14 protein-coding genes are annotated in these 15627 nt (G+C 64.1%); 5 read left to right on the top strand and 9 right to left on the bottom strand.

Annotation, left to right across the window (positions count from 1 at the left end):
- The first annotated feature begins 27 nt into the window (after positions 1-27).
- A complete protein-coding gene (locus CJO11_RS08450) occupies positions 28-2427 on the top strand; it encodes a fimbria/pilus outer membrane usher protein (RefSeq protein WP_169829162.1) in 2400 nt (799 codons plus the stop codon).
- A 19-nt stretch (positions 2428-2446) separates the two neighbouring features.
- Here CJO11_RS08450 and CJO11_RS08445 read toward each other — a convergent pair whose 3' ends face one another.
- Entirely contained in the window at positions 2447-3346 is a 900-nt protein-coding gene (locus CJO11_RS08445) for a hypothetical protein (protein WP_095012315.1), read from the bottom strand.
- Between the two features lie 146 nt (positions 3347-3492).
- Positions 3493-3975 (bottom strand): GAF domain-containing protein, encoded by a 483-nt coding sequence (locus CJO11_RS08440; RefSeq protein WP_095012314.1) that lies wholly within the window; start codon positions 3973-3975, stop codon positions 3493-3495.
- A 66-nt stretch (positions 3976-4041) separates the two neighbouring features.
- Here CJO11_RS08440 and CJO11_RS08435 point away from each other — a divergent pair, with 66 nt between their 5' ends.
- Positions 4042-5502, top strand: coding sequence for a PQQ-dependent sugar dehydrogenase (locus CJO11_RS08435; protein WP_095012313.1), 1461 nt, complete (start codon positions 4042-4044; stop codon positions 5500-5502).
- Positions 5503-5518: 16 nt separating this feature from the next.
- Here CJO11_RS08435 and CJO11_RS08430 read toward each other — a convergent pair whose 3' ends face one another.
- Both CJO11_RS08430 and CJO11_RS08425 read right to left on the bottom strand, forming a co-directional pair.
- Positions 5519-6334, bottom strand: a complete 816-nt coding sequence (locus CJO11_RS08430; RefSeq protein ID WP_095012312.1) for an ATP-binding protein — start codon at positions 6332-6334, stop codon at positions 5519-5521.
- A complete protein-coding gene (locus CJO11_RS08425) occupies positions 6331-8067 on the bottom strand; it encodes an acyl-CoA dehydrogenase family protein (protein WP_240504382.1) in 1737 nt (578 codons plus the stop codon). Before CJO11_RS08425 ends, CJO11_RS08430 begins: the two co-directional genes overlap by 4 nt.
- Positions 8068-8115: 48 nt before the next feature.
- On the opposite strand from CJO11_RS08425, the gene CJO11_RS08420 reads away from it, so the two are divergent.
- Both CJO11_RS08420 and phhA read left to right on the top strand, forming a co-directional pair.
- Positions 8116-9057 (top strand): L-threonylcarbamoyladenylate synthase, encoded by a 942-nt coding sequence (locus tag CJO11_RS08420; RefSeq protein WP_095012311.1) that lies wholly within the window; start codon positions 8116-8118, stop codon positions 9055-9057.
- 233 nt (positions 9058-9290) lie between these two features.
- A complete protein-coding gene (phhA, locus tag CJO11_RS08415; protein WP_095012310.1) occupies positions 9291-10181 on the top strand; it encodes a phenylalanine 4-monooxygenase in 891 nt (296 codons plus the stop codon).
- A gap of 18 nt (positions 10182-10199) precedes the next feature.
- Here phhA and CJO11_RS08410 read toward each other — a convergent pair whose 3' ends face one another.
- The 4 genes from CJO11_RS08410 to CJO11_RS08395 form a co-directional block, all read right to left on the bottom strand.
- Entirely contained in the window at positions 10200-10436 is a 237-nt protein-coding gene (locus CJO11_RS08410; protein ID WP_095012309.1) for a hypothetical protein, read from the bottom strand.
- 60 nt (positions 10437-10496) lie between these two features.
- A complete protein-coding gene (locus CJO11_RS08405) occupies positions 10497-10760 on the bottom strand; it encodes a GlsB/YeaQ/YmgE family stress response membrane protein (RefSeq protein ID WP_095012308.1) in 264 nt (87 codons plus the stop codon).
- A 109-nt stretch (positions 10761-10869) separates the two neighbouring features.
- A complete protein-coding gene (locus CJO11_RS08400; RefSeq protein WP_095012307.1) occupies positions 10870-11682 on the bottom strand; it encodes an undecaprenyl-diphosphate phosphatase in 813 nt (270 codons plus the stop codon).
- 84 nt (positions 11683-11766) lie between these two features.
- A complete protein-coding gene (locus tag CJO11_RS08395) occupies positions 11767-13614 on the bottom strand; it encodes an ABC transporter transmembrane domain-containing protein (protein ID WP_095013307.1) in 1848 nt (615 codons plus the stop codon).
- 166 nt (positions 13615-13780) lie between these two features.
- On the opposite strand from CJO11_RS08395, the gene CJO11_RS08390 reads away from it, so the two are divergent.
- A complete protein-coding gene (locus tag CJO11_RS08390; protein ID WP_095012306.1) occupies positions 13781-15025 on the top strand; it encodes a polyhydroxyalkanoate depolymerase in 1245 nt (414 codons plus the stop codon).
- Here the strand turns inward: CJO11_RS08390 and CJO11_RS08385 are convergent.
- Positions 15022-15624 carry a DUF4126 domain-containing protein gene (locus tag CJO11_RS08385; protein ID WP_095012305.1) on the bottom strand — a complete coding sequence of 201 codons (603 nt, stop codon included), beginning with the start codon at positions 15622-15624 and terminating at the stop codon, positions 15022-15024. The genes CJO11_RS08390 and CJO11_RS08385 overlap by 4 nt on opposite strands.
- Positions 15625-15627 lie beyond the last annotated feature (3 nt).

Genomic DNA, 15627 nt, shown 5'->3' with positions numbered 1-15627 from the left:
GAGGATCCTTTTGCGCTGCCTAAGGGGGTGACTGCGCAAAGCGTGCAGCAAGCGCCCGGCCCCGGCCTGTCGGAGATCGTCGTCGACGGCCAACGCAAGAACCGGATGGTCGACCTGCAAGGCCATGGCCAGTCGATGAAGATCAATGCCGATGACGCGCGGGTCGCCGGACTGCCGGTTCCCGACGGAGCAACGGGGTATATCCCATTGTCGGCGCTGAAGATTTACGAGTTTTCCTTCGACAGCCTGCGGCAGCGGTTGACGATCGAGCGGTTCCAGAAAGCCGACGGCAGCAATCTGAAGGACTTTGCTGTGCCATCAGATCGCAGTGGAGACAGCCGCCCGCTGACGGCGCTGCGGATCGACTACGACATGACCGCTTCGGCGGGGAGCCACGGATCGAGCGCCGGCGCGCTATTCGATGCCGCGCTCGTGCGGGGAAATTTCGCGCTCGGCACCAGTGTCAGGATGACCACCGACCCGCAAAATGGTTCACCAGCGGTCGTTCGACTGGCAACCAGTGCGCAGATTGCGATCGCGGACAAGGGAATCGCCGCGACAATGGGTGATTTCGTAAGCGCGGGTAGCCAGACGCAGCGTGCAGTACGCCTTGGCGGCATCCAGGTCGGAAGCGATTTCGGGCTGCGGCCCGATCTCGTCACGACGCCGTTGCCTGCGTTCAGCGGAGACGTTGCGGTGCCGACCACGCTAGATGTGCTCACGGCCGACAGCCGATACGAGCTCGGCAAAGTCAAACCGGGCGAATTTACCGTCCGGAACATCCCGACCCAGCCCGGTCGCGGCGAAGTCTCAGTAATCATGCAAGACGCATTGGGTCGCGAAATCGTCCAGACGACCAAATTCTACATGTCGCAAACCCTGCTCGCGCCGAAAACGACGCGATTTGCGATGAATGCCGGTTTCGTCCGACGAAGATACGGCGAAGTTTCCAACGATTACGGACCATTTGCAGCCACCGGCTTTATAAGGCGGGGGCTTTCGTCGCATCTGACGGTCGAAGCCAGTGGCGAATGGTCGCCGGGCATCGCGAATGTCGGCGCACGCGCCGATGTCGTGCTTGCAAACGTCGCAATGCTGACGATCGAGGGCCGCGCGAGCCAGGATGGCGCTGTCGGAAGTGGCGGTTTGGTCAATATAGCGCTCGAATCGGTCGGCCGGACGCTCAGCGGGCGGGTCGGAGCGATCATTCCGACGTCAAATTATCGTGATGTCGCCGCGCACCTGGGCGATCAGGGACCCCCGCGCCAGTATTCGGCCCAGGTTTCCTATCACTACTCGACCAATTCGGAGATCCAGTTCTCCTACGCACGGCAGGAATATCGCGCCGTTCCGAACCCGGTTTACGGCCCACCTGTGCCTGAACGCTTCAACGAAGTGTTCAATGCGAACCTGCGGACGCAACTTTCGAAGCGGGCTACGCTATTTGCAGGCGGTGGGATGCGCCGTACCGAGATTGGGACCGGGTATTCGGCTGCCATCGGGCTGTCGATCAGCTTTGGCGGACAGAAGCGCGGCGCAGTCCAGGCAAGCTACAACGACAAGCATCCCTACGCGTCGCTCAATTACTACCGGGATGCGCTGAACGACGGCGATATCGGCTATCGGGCGGACGTCAGCGGATCGGACACTTCGCAGCGGATTGCTGGCGGCGCGACCTGGCGCAGCCGCAATATCATGCTGGATGGTCAGATAGAGCAGGTCGACGGGAGCTTTGCGGGGCGCATCGATGCCCATGGCACACTGCTGGTCGCCGGCGGGACGGTGTTTGCCCGCAACCGCTCGGGCGGTTCCTATGCGCTGGTCCGCACGACCGGCAAGGTCGAAGGCATCCCGGTCACCCGCGAGAACCTGCTGGTCGGCAAGACCGACAAGAACGGCCTCTTGCTGGTCCAGAACATTCCTTCGCAGGCGACAATCAAGATCGATGTCGATCCCGACAAGCTGCCGGCCGATGCTATCGTCAAAGAGACCAAGCACCTGATCGTCGTTCCGCGCAGGGCGGTCGCGCTCGTCGAGCTCGATGCGGTTCACTTCCGTCCGGTGATGCGCCAGGTGGTCGATACTTCAGGCAAGCCGATCGCGGCCGGTATGCCGGCAGTGATGCAGCCATCCGGTGAGCGCACAATGGTCGGCTACAACGGGATGGTCGAGATCAACGCTGCCGGAACTGACAAGTGGCTGGTCATCGGGGTTCCGGCCAAGTCGTGCCAAGTCGCCATTCCGCACCGCGAGCTCGGCGACGATGACCAGCCGCCACTGGTCTGCCAGCCACACGCCATTGTCGGCGGGCCGGACGCACCAGTCGTCGCAGCGGGCGCTGTCAAGGATGGCGCTGCGGACCAGCCCAAGCGAAAAGTCGCGCGGCGCGACTTTGTTCCGCGCCCGGACGAAGCGTTGGCCGACTGAAGGCTTCGGCCGAGCGGACCTATCGGCCCTTGGTATATTTTGTCGGCTTTGCCTGCTTGGTGTATTTGATCACCTTGGTGGGCCTCGGCGCAGGGCGATAGATCTTCTGCTGATGCGTGTGCGGTGCGGGCACATCAACCCAATCTTCGGTAACGTACTCGTTCACGACCTTGCGCTGTGGCACCTGCATCATCACCGGAACCAGCATGTAATAGCCGTATGCGGGATATGCGTAGCCGTAGCCGTATCCATATGCAGGATAGCCGTAGGCATAGCCAGGGTAACGGGCCATGTAGCGATCGAGGTAGGCGGCGCACTCGTCGCGCCGGCCATGGTGCCCGGCTGAACCGATCGCCGTTCCGATCAAGGCGCCGGCAAGACCGCCAACGCCTGCACCGATGAGCGATCCGGCGAGCTTGTCGCCGGTGTGGGCGATCTCGTTACCGGCGACGCCGCCGGCGATCGCGCCGAGCAGGCCGCCGATCACGCCCCCGCGATCCTTCTCCTTCACGCCGCGCAAGCGATCCTGGCAATTGTCGAGCCAGGCATCGCGGTCGAAGTGCGGCGGCGGGGGCGGAGCCATCGTAAATCCACCTGGCGCGGGCATTGCTGCCGGATAGGTGCCTGCAGTCTCGACCGTCCGGTATTCGTAGGTCCGACCCCGCTGGTCGTGCCAAGCGGCCGCGGGGGGCGCCGGAGGTGCTGGCGGGGCCGGCGGCATCGCACCTGTAGCTGCAGGAGCCGCCGGGGCCGGAGCCGGAAGCGGCTGGACCACCGGTTGTGAGGTGTAGACTACGTTCGGCGTCGCTTGCGCGGTCTGCGCGTATTCGTAGGTCATCTGCTGGGCCAGCGCGGGGCTCGCGACAGCAAAAGCTCCGGCAGCAACCGACAGCCCCAGTGAGCAACGACGGACGTTCATGCGCAATTCCCCTATTAGGATGCGCCGGGCTGCGAATCCCTGCGCGTTAACGGAAAATTAGCATTTCCAGCCGCTCTCGCCCAAGCGTTCCGAGCGGGCATGTCCCGAAACGGGCCGGAAGTGGCGCAATTCCGGGCCTTTACCAATCAAATTCGTTCGGCCAGCAGCGCAGCGAGCGCCTCGATCCCCTGCGCATCGGCCTGCTCGAAACGCGCCGGCTCGGGGCTATCGAGATCGATCACCGCCACGACGGCGCCGTTGCGGATTACTGGCACGACCAGCTCCGAGCGGCTCGCGGCATCGCACGCGATATGTCCGGGGAAAGCATGGACATCTTCGACCAGCTGGGTCTCTCCGCTCGCTGCCGCAGCGCCGCACACCCCTTGGCCAAACGGGATGCGTATGCAGGCCGGGCGTCCGGCAAACGGGCCGAGCACGAGCTCGCCATCGATGACGCGATAAAAGCCTGCCCAGTTGAGGCGAGGAACGAACTCCCACAACAAGGCGGCTAGATTGGCCATGTTGGCGATCGAATCGGGCTCACCCGCAGTCAGCGCATCAGCTGCTGCCATCAGTTGGCGGTAACGCTCATGCTCGGTGAGAGCGGGATCGGCAGTGAAATCGTACATCGTGTTTCCGCACTTAGCGCGAACGGGCGTTGCCGCAAGCATTGCGCGCCGCTATTCGTCGCGGGCATGAGCACTGGACGCAAGATACTCGTCGGAACGGTGATCGGGCTGATCGTGATCGCCGCCATCGTTACCTGGCTTCTGACCCCCAACGTCGCGAAAATTCCGTTTGCCGACACGACCGGGACCGACCCGGTGATTACCACGCCGCTGGCGCAAACCTTCCCGACGATCGGTGTCGCCAAGCCTGTCGGCTGGCCGGATGGGACCGCGCCGGTCGCGGCGCAAGGTTTGACGGTGAACCGGTTCGCCCAAGGGCTCGACCACCCGCGCACGATCTGCACTTTGCCCAATGGCGACGTATTGGTCGCGCTGACCAACCGGCCGCCGTCCTCGGTGATCGGCGGGCTCGAAGGCCTCGTCGCTAACTGGTTGCTCGACAAGGCCGGAGCCAATGTCCCGTCGCCCAACAAGATCGCGCTGCTGCGCGACACCAATGGAGACGGCAAGGCGGACAAGACTTTCATCATGACCAGCCCGGCGCTCGATTCGCCGTCGGGCATGGCGTGGCAGGACGGCACCCTTTACGTCGCCAACCACAACGCGCTGCTCGCGTTCCAGTTCAAGCTGGGCGACACCAAGCTGCCAGGCAAACCCAAGACGCTGATGGACCTGCCTGGCGGGGGCAATCACTGGATGCGCAACATCGTGATCGATCCGACCGGCAAGTACATCTACATTGCGGTCGGCTCGGCCACCAACATTGCCGAAGACGGGATGGCGGCGGAGAAGGGCCGTGCGACGATCTGGCAATACGCGATCAAGAGCGGAGTTCCGCGCGAATTCGCCACCGGGATGCGCAATCCCAACGGGATGGCCTTCAGCCCGTGGACCGGTGAGTTGTGGACCGTCGTAAACGAGCGCGACATGCTCGGTTCGGACCTCGTGCCCGATTATCTCACCAACGTGCCGATCGGAGCGCAATATGGCTGGCCGTGGGTCTATTGGCGCAACAATTTCGACGACCGCGTGACTGCGCCGCAACCCGGATGGTTCAACCCCGAATATGTCCGCATTCCCGAGTTCGCACTCGGGCCCCACGTCGCAGCGCTGGGATTGCAGTTCAGCCGTGGCGGCACGATGATGGGGCCGAAGTATTCGACCGGCGCTTTCATCGCCGAGCACGGATCGTGGAATCGCGAGCCGATGTCGGGATACCAGGTGGTCTATGTGAAGTTCGACAAGAACGGCAATCCGGTCGGCAAGCCCGAACCGATCCTCTCCGGGTTCCTCGCCAAGGACGGCAAGACGACGCAAGGTCGCCCGACCTGGGTCGAATGGGCGAACGACGGCTCGTTGCTGGTCAGCGACGATACTGCCGGGATCATTTGGCGGGTGGTTGCGCCGGGCGCGAAGCCCGCTTCGCAAATCAAGCCGCTGACCGGGCCGTCGCTGCCGCCGCTGCGCCAGCTGCGCGGCCAGGAAGCGACGTTCGGTGGAGACTACGCGCGGGTGGTCAACCAGTGAGACCGATCAGGCGCGGCTAGAGCGGCTTCCCTGCGCGACCAGCCAGTTCGACCACGTATTGCCACGCCGTCCGGCCCGAGCACGCACCGCGACGCTTGGCCCATTCGAGTGCGTCGGCGGGCTCCCATACGAGCCCGAGCGGATCGGCATAGGCGCTCACGATCGCGAGATAATCGTCTTGCGAAGCGGCATGGAACCCGACCGAGAGGCCGAACCGGTCGGCGAGCGCGAGCATGTCGTCGACCGCGTCGCGCGGATTGATCGGGTCGTCCTGTTCGCGCATATGCCGATCGACGATTGCCCGGCGATTGGAAGTGACGGCAAGGCGGACGTTGTCGGGCCTCGCCTCGACCCCGCCTTCGAGCCAGCTGCGCAGCCGCCGCGGTCCGCTTTGGTCGCCGTCGAACCCGAGATCGTCGAGATAGACCAGCATGTTGCGCCCGGCATTGGCCAGTTGCGAGAAAAGTGCGGGCAGCGAAGCGAGTGCATCGGCACCGACTTGGACCAGCGCGACCGCCTGCGGATCGTCGCTCTGCGCGGCGATTGTAGCGGAGCGGATCAGCGCGCTCTTGCCCATCCCGCGTGCGCCCCACAGCAGCATGTCGTGCGCGGCGGCCCCGCGTGCAAACCGGGCAACGTTGTCGGCCACTTGCGCCTTTTGCCGGTCGATACCCTTGAGTTGGTCGAGCGAAGGCGCAGCGATAGTGGCGACCGGCCGTGAGCACTGTCCGTCCCACACATAGGCCGGCGCGGCATGCCAATCCGGTTCCGCTTGCGGCGATGCCGCGAGCCGCTCGAGCGCGGCGGCGATCCGTTCGAGCGGATCGCTCATCCCGCCAGTGCCGCGCTGTCGAGTTCGTAGAGCAGGCCCGCTCCGGCGGTTGCAGACACCTTGAGCCCCAGCGCTTCGGTCACCACGTGACCGAGGAAGAACCGCGCGGTGACCGGCTTGGACTTCGCGAGCGAAGGCGCGGCTCCTTCTGCGACAGCCCGTGCCTGGCGCGAGAGCTGCCATCCGGCGACTGCTACGGCACACATTGTCGTGAACGGCACGCTTCCGGCAAGCCGGTCATCGAGGCTGGCGGTATCGCGCAGCCATACGGCAACCGCTAGGCAATCTTCGGCCAGCGCAGCAAGGTTCGGCTCGCCCTCACTGTCGCGAGCGATATCCGCCAACAGGCTATCGAGCGCAGCGCCGCCGTCGAGGCTGAGCTTGCGGGTGACGAGATCGGCCGCCTGGATCCCGTTGGTTCCTTCATAAATCGGGGCGATCCGCGCGTCGCGATAGTGCTGCGCGGCGCCAGTCTCCTCGACGAAGCCCATCCCGCCATGGACTTGCACCCCGATGCTTGCGACTTCGCAGCCGACGTCAGTGCCCCATGCCTTGAGCAGCGGAACCAGGACTTCGGCGCGCATCCGAGCAGCTTCGTCGCCCAGAGTTCCCCGGTCGACTTGTCCCGCGGTATAGTAGAGCAGCGCGCGCGCACCTTCGGTCAGCGCTTTCATCCGCAGCAGCATCCGCCGCACGTCGGGGTGCTCGATGATCGCGACCGGTTCCTTGCCGCCCACACCGGCGCGGGGCGACTGAATTCGCTCGCTGGCATACCTCAGCGCCTGCTGCGTCGCGCGCTCGGCGATCTGCACGCCCTGGTTGCCGACATTGATGCGCGCGTTGTTCATCATCGTGAACATTGCCATCAATCCGCGGTTCTCCGCACCGACCAGTTCGCCAATACATTCGTCGTTGTCGCCGTAGCTCATCACGCAGGTGGGCGAGGCGTTGATGCCGAGCTTGTGCTCGAGGCTGACGCACTTGAGATCGTTGCGCCCGCCCAGCGATCCGTCGGCGTTGACGAAATACTTGGGCACGACGAACAGCGAGATGCCGCGGCTCCCCTCGGGCGCGCCGGGCAATCGCGCCAGCACCAGGTGGATGATGTTCTCGACCAGTTCGTGCTCGCCCCAGGTGATGAATATCTTGGTGCCCTTGATGCGATATTTGCCCGCATGCTCGCCATCCTCGATCGGGGTCGCGGTTGTGCGCAGCGCGCCCACGTCACTTCCGGCTTGTGGTTCGGTCAGGTTCATCGTGCCCGACCATGCGCCACTGACAAGCCTCGGCAGGTATGTCGTCTTCTGTGCTTCCGAGCCGTGGTGATAGAGCGCTTCGACCGCGCCGACCGACAGGATCGGCAGCAGCGTGAACGCCATGTTCGCAGTGCCAAGGTTTTCCAGCACGTTGGTCGCAAGCGCGAACGGCAATCCCTGCCCGCCGAATTCGGCAGGTGCAGCAATCGCGTTCCAGCCCTGCCCGACGTAGTCGGAATAGGCCTCGGCAAATCCGTCGGGCAAGCGGACCACGCCGTTTTCCAGTTGTGCGCCTTCGAGGTCGCCTACCCGGTTGGTCGGGGCCCATTCGCCGGCCGCTAGCGCGCCGATTCCTTCGACGATGGCGGAGACCATGTCGGGTTCCGCCGCAGCAAAGCGCTCGTGCGCGGCAAGTTCGTCGATCCCGGTATTGACCGAGAGGGCCAGCAACTGGTCGGCGGTGGCGGGCGTGTACACGCGGGTTCTCCTTGGGCTTTCCTGCGAGCGTGCTTATAGCGCCTGCCGATGGGCGACAAGAACGCTACGGAACGGCTGGCCGCCGACGCGGCGGGAATCGCGCGGGCGGCGGAGCTGCTCGCGGCGGATGAGCTGGTCGCGTTACCAACCGAGACGGTTTATGGACTCGCCGCGCGCGCCGACCGGGCGGAAGCGGTCGCGGCGGTCTATCGCGCGAAGGGACGGCCCGATTTCAATCCGCTGATCGTCCACGTGTCGTCACTGGCCGCAGCGGAGGGCCTTGCGGTGTTCGACGATCGTGCGCGTTCGCTTGCTGCGCGGTTCTGGCCCGGGCCGCTCACGCTGGTTTTGCCCCTCCGTGCCGGGGCCGGCATCGCACCGGCGGTGACCGCCGGCCTGCCGACGATCGCGCTGCGTTGCCCCGCCCATCCGGTGATTCGCGCGGTTCTCCAGGAGTGTGGCCTCCCGCTCGCTGCACCGTCGGCCAATCGCAGCGGCGGGGTCAGTCCGACCAGTGCGGAGCACGTGCTCGCCGCCCTCGACGGGCGGATCGCGGCGGTGATTGATGGCGGGGACAGCGAATGCGGGCTCGAATCGACCATCGTCGCGCTGCGCGAGAATGGCTGGCAACTCTTGCGGCAAGGCCCGATCTCCGAGGAGACTCTGGCCGACCAGCTCGGCGCACCGCGCCCATTGCAGGCAACACGGATCGAAGCGCCCGGCCAGCTTGCACAGCACTATTCCCCGGGAAAACCGGTGCGGCTTGGCGCAAGGGCTGCCGAACCCGATGAGTTCATGATCGGCTTCGGCGCGATTGCAGGCGACTGTATGCTGTCAGGCAGCGGCGACCTTCCCGAAGCAGCATCGCGTCTCTATGCCTGCCTCCACGCTGCAGCCTCGTCGGCCAAGGCGCGGGTGGCGGTGGCGCCGATCCCGGATGAGGGGATCGGTGCGGCAATCAACGACCGGCTTCGCCGTGCGTCTGCATAATTTTCTGTAATCAGGCGATATACTGCGCAATCTTGTCGCATGCATTGCCTTATCTGGCGGCAAATCTAGGCCGAGGACACTGCGAGCCGCCGTTCGGCTGACTTGCCCTCGTCCCCCTGCTGGCCGCGTGGGCCATTTCGGATTGTCAGAATCGTCGACCGGTGCTATTGGTTTCAATTGAAACCATGGCCAGCATTGCAGAACCCGATCACGACTTTAGCCGTCTGCCTGACATGCCGGCGGATGTCTTTACTGCGCCGCTCAAGCGGCCATCGCATGTCGGCGAAGACTGGCTCGAACCCGCGCAGACGCGTTATTCGGCGCAAGACCACGCGATCTGGAACGATCTCTACGATCGGCAGATGGATGTGCTGCCCGGACATGCGAGTGCGGCGTTCCTTGCCGGCCTGCAGAAACTCCCGCTCGGCAGCCACGGCGTTCCCGATTTCAACGAACTTTCGGAAGAGCTTGGCCACCTGACCGGGTGGAGCGTCGTCCCCGTACCGATGCTGATCCCCGACCACGTGTTCTTCTGGCACTTGGCCAACCGCAGGTTCCCTGCCGGGAATTTCATCCGTTCGCGCGAGACCTTCGACTACATCCAGGAGCCGGACGTATTCCACGACGTGTTCGGCCATGTGCCGATGCTCGCCGATCCGGTCTATGCCGACTACATGCAGGAATACGGCCGCGCCGGATGGAAGGCGATGCGCTACAACCGGCTCAAGGCACTGGGCGCGCTCTATTGGTACACGGTCGAATTCGGCCTGATCCTCGAGAACGGCGAAGTCCGCGCCTACGGTGCGGGGATCCTGTCCGGGCCGACCGAGGCCGTGTTTTCGACCGCCGCGCGGAGCCCCAACCGGATCATGCTCAACGTCGATCGGGTGATGCGCACCGACTACGTCATCAGCGACCTGCAGCCGACTTACTTCGTGATCGAAAGTTTCGAGGATCTCTATCGCCAGACGGTCGAGCGCGATTTCGACCGGCTCTATCAGAACCTGCCGCCCGCGTTCACTTATGCCAATTCGGCTGTGATCGATGTCGATGACGTGCTCAACCGGGGAACGCAGGAGTACCTTCTGCGCGGCGGTCGCGGGAGTGGTGCGAAACCGGTCTGACGGACTGTCTGGCCAGCGCTATTTTCCCGGATTTTCGCTAGCAGATGGGTTCGGCGTAGCCATCGCGTCGGTCTGCTTCTCGACTTGTGCAGTCATTGCTTCAGCTTGGTGGTTGGCAAGTTCGTGCGCATCGGGCGAAGGCGTTTGCGCCGCCTGCGGCGAACTGTTGCTCGACCGGTCTGCATCGGCTGCACCTCCGCTACAGGCGGAGAGCGCCAGAGCCAGCGTTGCAACCGGCATGGCAAGCTTGGTCATGTGAAATCCCCCCGACAATGCAACGACAGATCGGCGCGCGCTCCCGTCAACGTAGAAGCTCTAGCCCGCCCGCCCGTTCATCGAATCGCGTAGCAGGTTGAACCCGGTGAGCAAGGCAATGGCGCCGCAGAATGCCGCCACCAATGCCATCGGGGTCAGGCCGAGCAGGATCGAGCCGGAGTTGGCCAGGTCGCCGATTACCAGCGCAGCGATCAGCCCGAGACCTACGTTGATCAGGATTCCTGCCTGATCGTCAGCACGTGCGAGAATTGATGCCAGCCAACCGAGGACCGCACCGACTGCGAGCAAAACCAGCACACCCATGATTGCGATCGAACCCTGTTGAACTCTTACCGCCCGTTAACGCGCAAATTGCGGGCAGGGTTCCGAAAATGCGACGAACCGTTGGAGTCTGGTCGAAGCCGGGATGCGCTCAGCCGAGCGTCAGCCAGGCAATCGCGGCTGCCCCGACCACGATGCGGTACCACGCGAACGGAGTGAATCCGTGGCGGCTGACATAGGCCACGAACAACCGGATTACGAACAGCGCGACAATGAAGCTGACCACGAAGCCGATTGCGATTTCACGCCAGCCTACCAGCGTCGCACCTGCAGACAATTCGCTATGTTTCGTGACCAGTTCGAGGAACGTCGCGCCGATCATTGTCGGTACTGCGAGGAAGAACGAGAATTCCGCCGCCGTCTTGCGGTTAACGCCCATGGCCAGCGCGCCCATGATCGTTGCACCCGATCGGCTGACACCGGGGACCATCGCGAGACACTGGGCAAACCCTATCCCGAGCACGGTCGAAACCTTGAGGTCGGCGACTTCCTGCGTCCCTTGCGGGTTCACCGAGCGCTCGATCGCAATGATCGCAATGCCGCCAACGATCAACGCCCACGGCACGATCATCGGGCTGGCGAGCATGATGTCGATGTAGTCTTTCAGCGCGAGGCCGATCACTGCCGACGGCAGGAACGCCACCAGGATATTGCGGGCGAACCGCAAACCTTCGCTCTCGCCGCGCAACACGCCCATTCCCGCGGCCCAGAACGTGCCCCAATACTGATAAATTACTGCGAGGATCGCGCCGAGCTGGATCACCACGTTGAACAGTGCCCATTGCTGCGGGTCGGCACCGAGCAATGCGGTGGTGAGGATCAGGTGGCCGGTCGACGAGACGGGCAGGAATTCGGTCAGCCCCTCGACGATACCGAGGATGATGGCGGTGATGATCAGACCCATGGGTTCGGCCCATTGGAGCAAGCGCTGGCCAAGTCAAGTTGCCAGTTCGCAACGAACGGAAGAGCGAATGCCTTGCGCGCCGGTTTACGCAGCTGCGTGCGCGCCGAATTGCAGTTCTGCAAGCCGGGCGTAAAGCCCGCCGTTCTGGGCCAGCATCCCGTGGCTGCCCTGCTCGACGATGCGACCCTGGTCCATCACCACGATGCGGTCCGCCGCGCGCACGGTGGCCAGGCGGTGCGCGATGACCAGCGTGGTGCGGTCCGCCATCAAGTGATCGAGCGCATCCTGCACCAGCCGCTCGCTCTCGGCGTCGAGTGCGCTGGTCGCTTCGTCGAGCAGCAGGATCGGCGCCTGGCGCAGGATCGCCCGGGCAATCGCGATGCGCTGGCGCTGGCCTCCCGAAAGCTGGGTGCCGTTTTCGCCCAGGTGTGTGTCGAGCCCCCGCGGCAGGGCGCGCAGGAACTCTTCGGCATTGGCTGCTCGTGCCGCTTCCCAAATCTGCTCGTCGCTCGCGCCCCATGCACCGTAACGCAGGTTGTCGCGCGCATTCGCCGAAAACAGCACGCCCTCCTGCGGGACGAATGCAATCCGCGCGCGGATATCGGCCGGGTCGGCGCTGGTCAGCGGGATGCCGTCGAGCCGGATGGTCCCAGCCTGCGGATCGTAGAACCGCTCGGCCAGCTGGAAGATCGTCGACTTGCCCGCGCCCGACGGCCCGACGATGGCGACGGTCTCGCCCGGCTGCACCTCGAGCGTAAAATCGTGGAGTGCAGCGGTTTCGAGCCGCGTGGGATAGCGGAAGCTGACATTGCGGAACGACAGGCTGCCGCGCGCCGGGGTCGGCAGTGCTTCGGGCCGTTCCGGTGGCGCGATGCTCGGCTGTTCGTCGAGCAATTCGGCGAGGCGGCTAGCGGCACCTGCGCCGCGCAGCAGGTCGCCATAGACCTCGGTCAATGAACCGAACGCTCCCGCCACGAGACCCGCAGTTATCACCACTGCGGCGATCGTCCCTCCCGAAATCTCCCCGCTGGCGACCCCGATCGCGCCGCGCCACATCAGCGCGGTGATCGATCCGAACACCAGCAGGATGATGATCGCGGTCATCACTGCGCGGATCAGGATCCGCCGCCGCGCTGTGGCGAACGTACGCTCCACCGCCCCGGCAAAACGCTCGCGCTCGCGGTCTTCCTGGTTGAACGCCTGGACAATCTTCATCGCGCCAAGCACTTCAGTGACCATTGCGCCGATGTCGGCCACCCGGTCCTGGCTGTGCCGCGAGACGTTGCGCAGGCGGCGTCCGAAATAGGTGATCGGGATGACGATGGCGGGGATCACCAGCATCATCCACATGGTGAGGGTGGGTACTAGCCAAAAGAGGTAGATCGTCCCGCCGATCGCCATCAGGGAATTGCGCAGCGCAACCGAGACAGTGGTGCCGACAACCTGCTCGATCAGCGTGGTGTCGCTGGTCATCCGGCTGGAGATTTCCTTGGGGCTGTTTTCTTCGTAGAACCCGGGAGCCAGGCGGAGCAGATTTTTCTGCACTTTCAATCGGATATCGGCGACAACGCGTTCGCCAAGCCACGATACGAAGTAAAACCGTGCAGCTGTGCCGAGTGCCAGGACGCAGACGACGAGGAGAAGAAGTCGAAACGCGTGCGCAATTGGAGCAAGATCGCTCCCTTTGGAAAACCCTTCGTCGATGACGAGGCGGAAGTATGCCGGGATCGCAAGCGTCGCCCCCGCAGTGATCACCAGCGCGACGAGTGCCAACGCCACCCTGCCCGGATAGGCTAGCGCCTGGCTCCAGATCATCGTCAGCGGGCGGATCGAACGCGCGGCCAAAGGGTCGCGCTGCTTCTTGCGGCGACGCCGACCGACCACCTCCTCTTGCGAGGCTTCGGTCTCAGCTTCCAGCGGGGGTTCCTCCATCAGGATCCGGAGATAGGGCCGACCTTGCCCGAAATCCACCGCCCGACCCGGAAATTCGCAGAGGTGCTCCAAATTGTGCATTGCACAATGGAGCGAACGCAGGCACGATGCTTCACGATTGGCGCAAGAAACATAAGAAAGCGCCACCGACAGCAGGGGAACGGGTTTGCTTTATTACACTTACGAGCTGCAGCGTGCGTGGCTCAACAGCGCGAGCGCATTGGCATCGATAGGGTCGGAATTGCTGAGCAACCCGGTTCTGCCGATGGGCTACACCGGGCTCGGCCCGACGATGGCCAGCGCGCTCGAAGTATTCGCCCATGCCACCCAGTCGCGCGGCAAGCCCGAGTTCGGGATCGATGCGGTTACCGTTGGTGAGGACAGTTGGCCGGTGATCGAATCGATCGTGATGCACAAGCCGTTCGGCGACCTGCTCCGCTTCACGCACCCAGGGCTGGATGACGGCTCGCCCAAGGTACTGATTGTCGCTCCGATGAGCGGGCACTACGCCACGTTGCTGCGCGGTACCGTCGAACGGATGCTCGAGAGCAGCGAGGTTTACATTACCGACTGGGCCGACGCGAAGATGGTGCCCGATGAAGCCGGCCGATTCGATCTCGATGACTACATCGACTACCTGATCGAATATCTCGAATACATCGGTCCGGGCACACATATGATCGCAGTGTGCCAGCCTTCGGTTCCCGCCTTCGCGGCCACTGCGGTGATGGGCGCTGCCAAGCACCCGGCGCGCCCGGCCACGCTGACGATGATGGGCGGCCCGATCGACACGCGCTGCTCGCCGACGACGGTCAACGACCTGGCGATGGAGCGCCCGATCGAGTGGTTCCGCCACACCGTGATCGCGACCGTTCCGATGCGCTACCCGGGCCACGGGCGGCGGGTCTATCCCGGCTTCATGCAACTCGCCAGCTTCATGAGCATGAACCTCGGCAGCCACCTGATGAGCCACTACGATATGTTCAAGCACCTCACCGCAGGCGACGAAGAAAGCGCCGATGCGGCCAAGGCGTTCTACGACGAATACCGTTCGGTGTGCGACATGACCGCTGAATTCTATCTCCAGACCGTCGAAGAGGTGTTCCAGACGCACTCGCTGCCCAATGGCGAATTCGTGCATCGCGGGCGGGTGATCGACCTTGGCGCGATTACCGACACCGCGCTGCTGGCGGTCGAAGGCGAGCGCGACGATATCTCCGGGCTTGGCCAGACCAAGGCCGCGCTTGACCTCGCTGCCAACCTACCGGCAACAAAGAAGCGCTACCTCATGGCCGAAGGCGCCGGGCACTACGGGATCTTCAATGGCAGCCGTTGGCGGACCAAGATCGCGCCAGTGGTGGAAGAATTTATCGCTGCGCATTCGCGTCCGGCGTTGAAGCAGGTCGCCTAAGCGAGTTCGCCGCGCCCCTTGCGGCCGAGCAAGCGCCGGATCACCCGTCGCGCCAACAGGCCGAGGTAGATCGCCAGCGCCAGGAGCAGCACCGCGACGAAGGCGGCCGCAGCGGGATAGGCAAGTGCGATCACCAGCGCGCTGCCGACCACGGTATCTTCCGCCAGCGACGCAGCGAGGTTGCTCACCGGCTCGGGGCTTGCGTTGATCACGGCCCGCGTCCCGGCCTTGCTGGCATGGCTGGCGAACGCTCCCGCTCCGCCGAGGATGAAGGCGATTGCTTGCGTAGCCGGGTCGCTCGGATCGACGATCGCGAGCGCCAGCAGCGCACCGCCGACGGGCCGCACCAGCGTGTGGACTGCATCCCACGCGCTATCGAGCCAAGCGATCTTGTCAGCGAGCAATTCGGCGAGCGCGGCTATCCCCGCGACCGCCATGACCCAGGGGTTGGCGAGTACGTCGAGCCCGGCCAAGTGTTCGGGAAGCGGCAGCGAACCCCACCGCATCGCCACTCCGGTGGCGAAAATGCACAGGTACAGCCGCCAGCCCGCGAGCAGGCTAAGCGAAGCGGCAACACCCAGAATTTCGGCTATTCCCAAAGT

This window comes from Tsuneonella mangrovi (assembly GCF_002269345.1).
Taxonomy (GTDB): domain Bacteria; phylum Pseudomonadota; class Alphaproteobacteria; order Sphingomonadales; family Sphingomonadaceae; genus Tsuneonella; species Tsuneonella mangrovi.
The sequence above is the reverse complement of the archived record's forward strand: the minus strand, read 5'-3'. Positions and strand labels throughout refer to the sequence as shown.

Excerpts from the sequence above, each read along its gene's own strand:
- CJO11_RS08445 (WP_095012315.1), bottom strand. The coding sequence starts at position 3,346 with ATGAACGTCCGTCGTTGCTCACTGGGGCTGTCGGTTGCTGCCGGAGCT.
- CJO11_RS08440 (WP_095012314.1), bottom strand. The coding sequence starts at position 3,975 with ATGTACGATTTCACTGCCGATCCCGCTCTCACCGAGCATGAGCGTTAC.
- CJO11_RS08435 (WP_095012313.1), top strand. The coding sequence starts at position 4,042 with ATGAGCACTGGACGCAAGATACTCGTCGGAACGGTGATCGGGCTGATC.
- CJO11_RS08430 (WP_095012312.1), bottom strand. The coding sequence starts at position 6,334 with ATGAGCGATCCGCTCGAACGGATCGCCGCCGCGCTCGAGCGGCTCGCG.
- CJO11_RS08420 (WP_095012311.1), top strand. The coding sequence starts at position 8,116 with ATGGGCGACAAGAACGCTACGGAACGGCTGGCCGCCGACGCGGCGGGA.
- phhA (WP_095012310.1), top strand. The coding sequence starts at position 9,291 with ATGCCGGCGGATGTCTTTACTGCGCCGCTCAAGCGGCCATCGCATGTC.
- CJO11_RS08410 (WP_095012309.1), bottom strand. The coding sequence starts at position 10,436 with ATGACCAAGCTTGCCATGCCGGTTGCAACGCTGGCTCTGGCGCTCTCC.
- CJO11_RS08405 (WP_095012308.1), bottom strand. The coding sequence starts at position 10,760 with ATGGGTGTGCTGGTTTTGCTCGCAGTCGGTGCGGTCCTCGGTTGGCTG.
- CJO11_RS08400 (WP_095012307.1), bottom strand. The coding sequence starts at position 11,682 with ATGGGTCTGATCATCACCGCCATCATCCTCGGTATCGTCGAGGGGCTG.
- CJO11_RS08395 (WP_095013307.1), bottom strand. The coding sequence starts at position 13,614 with ATGGAGGAACCCCCGCTGGAAGCTGAGACCGAAGCCTCGCAAGAGGAG.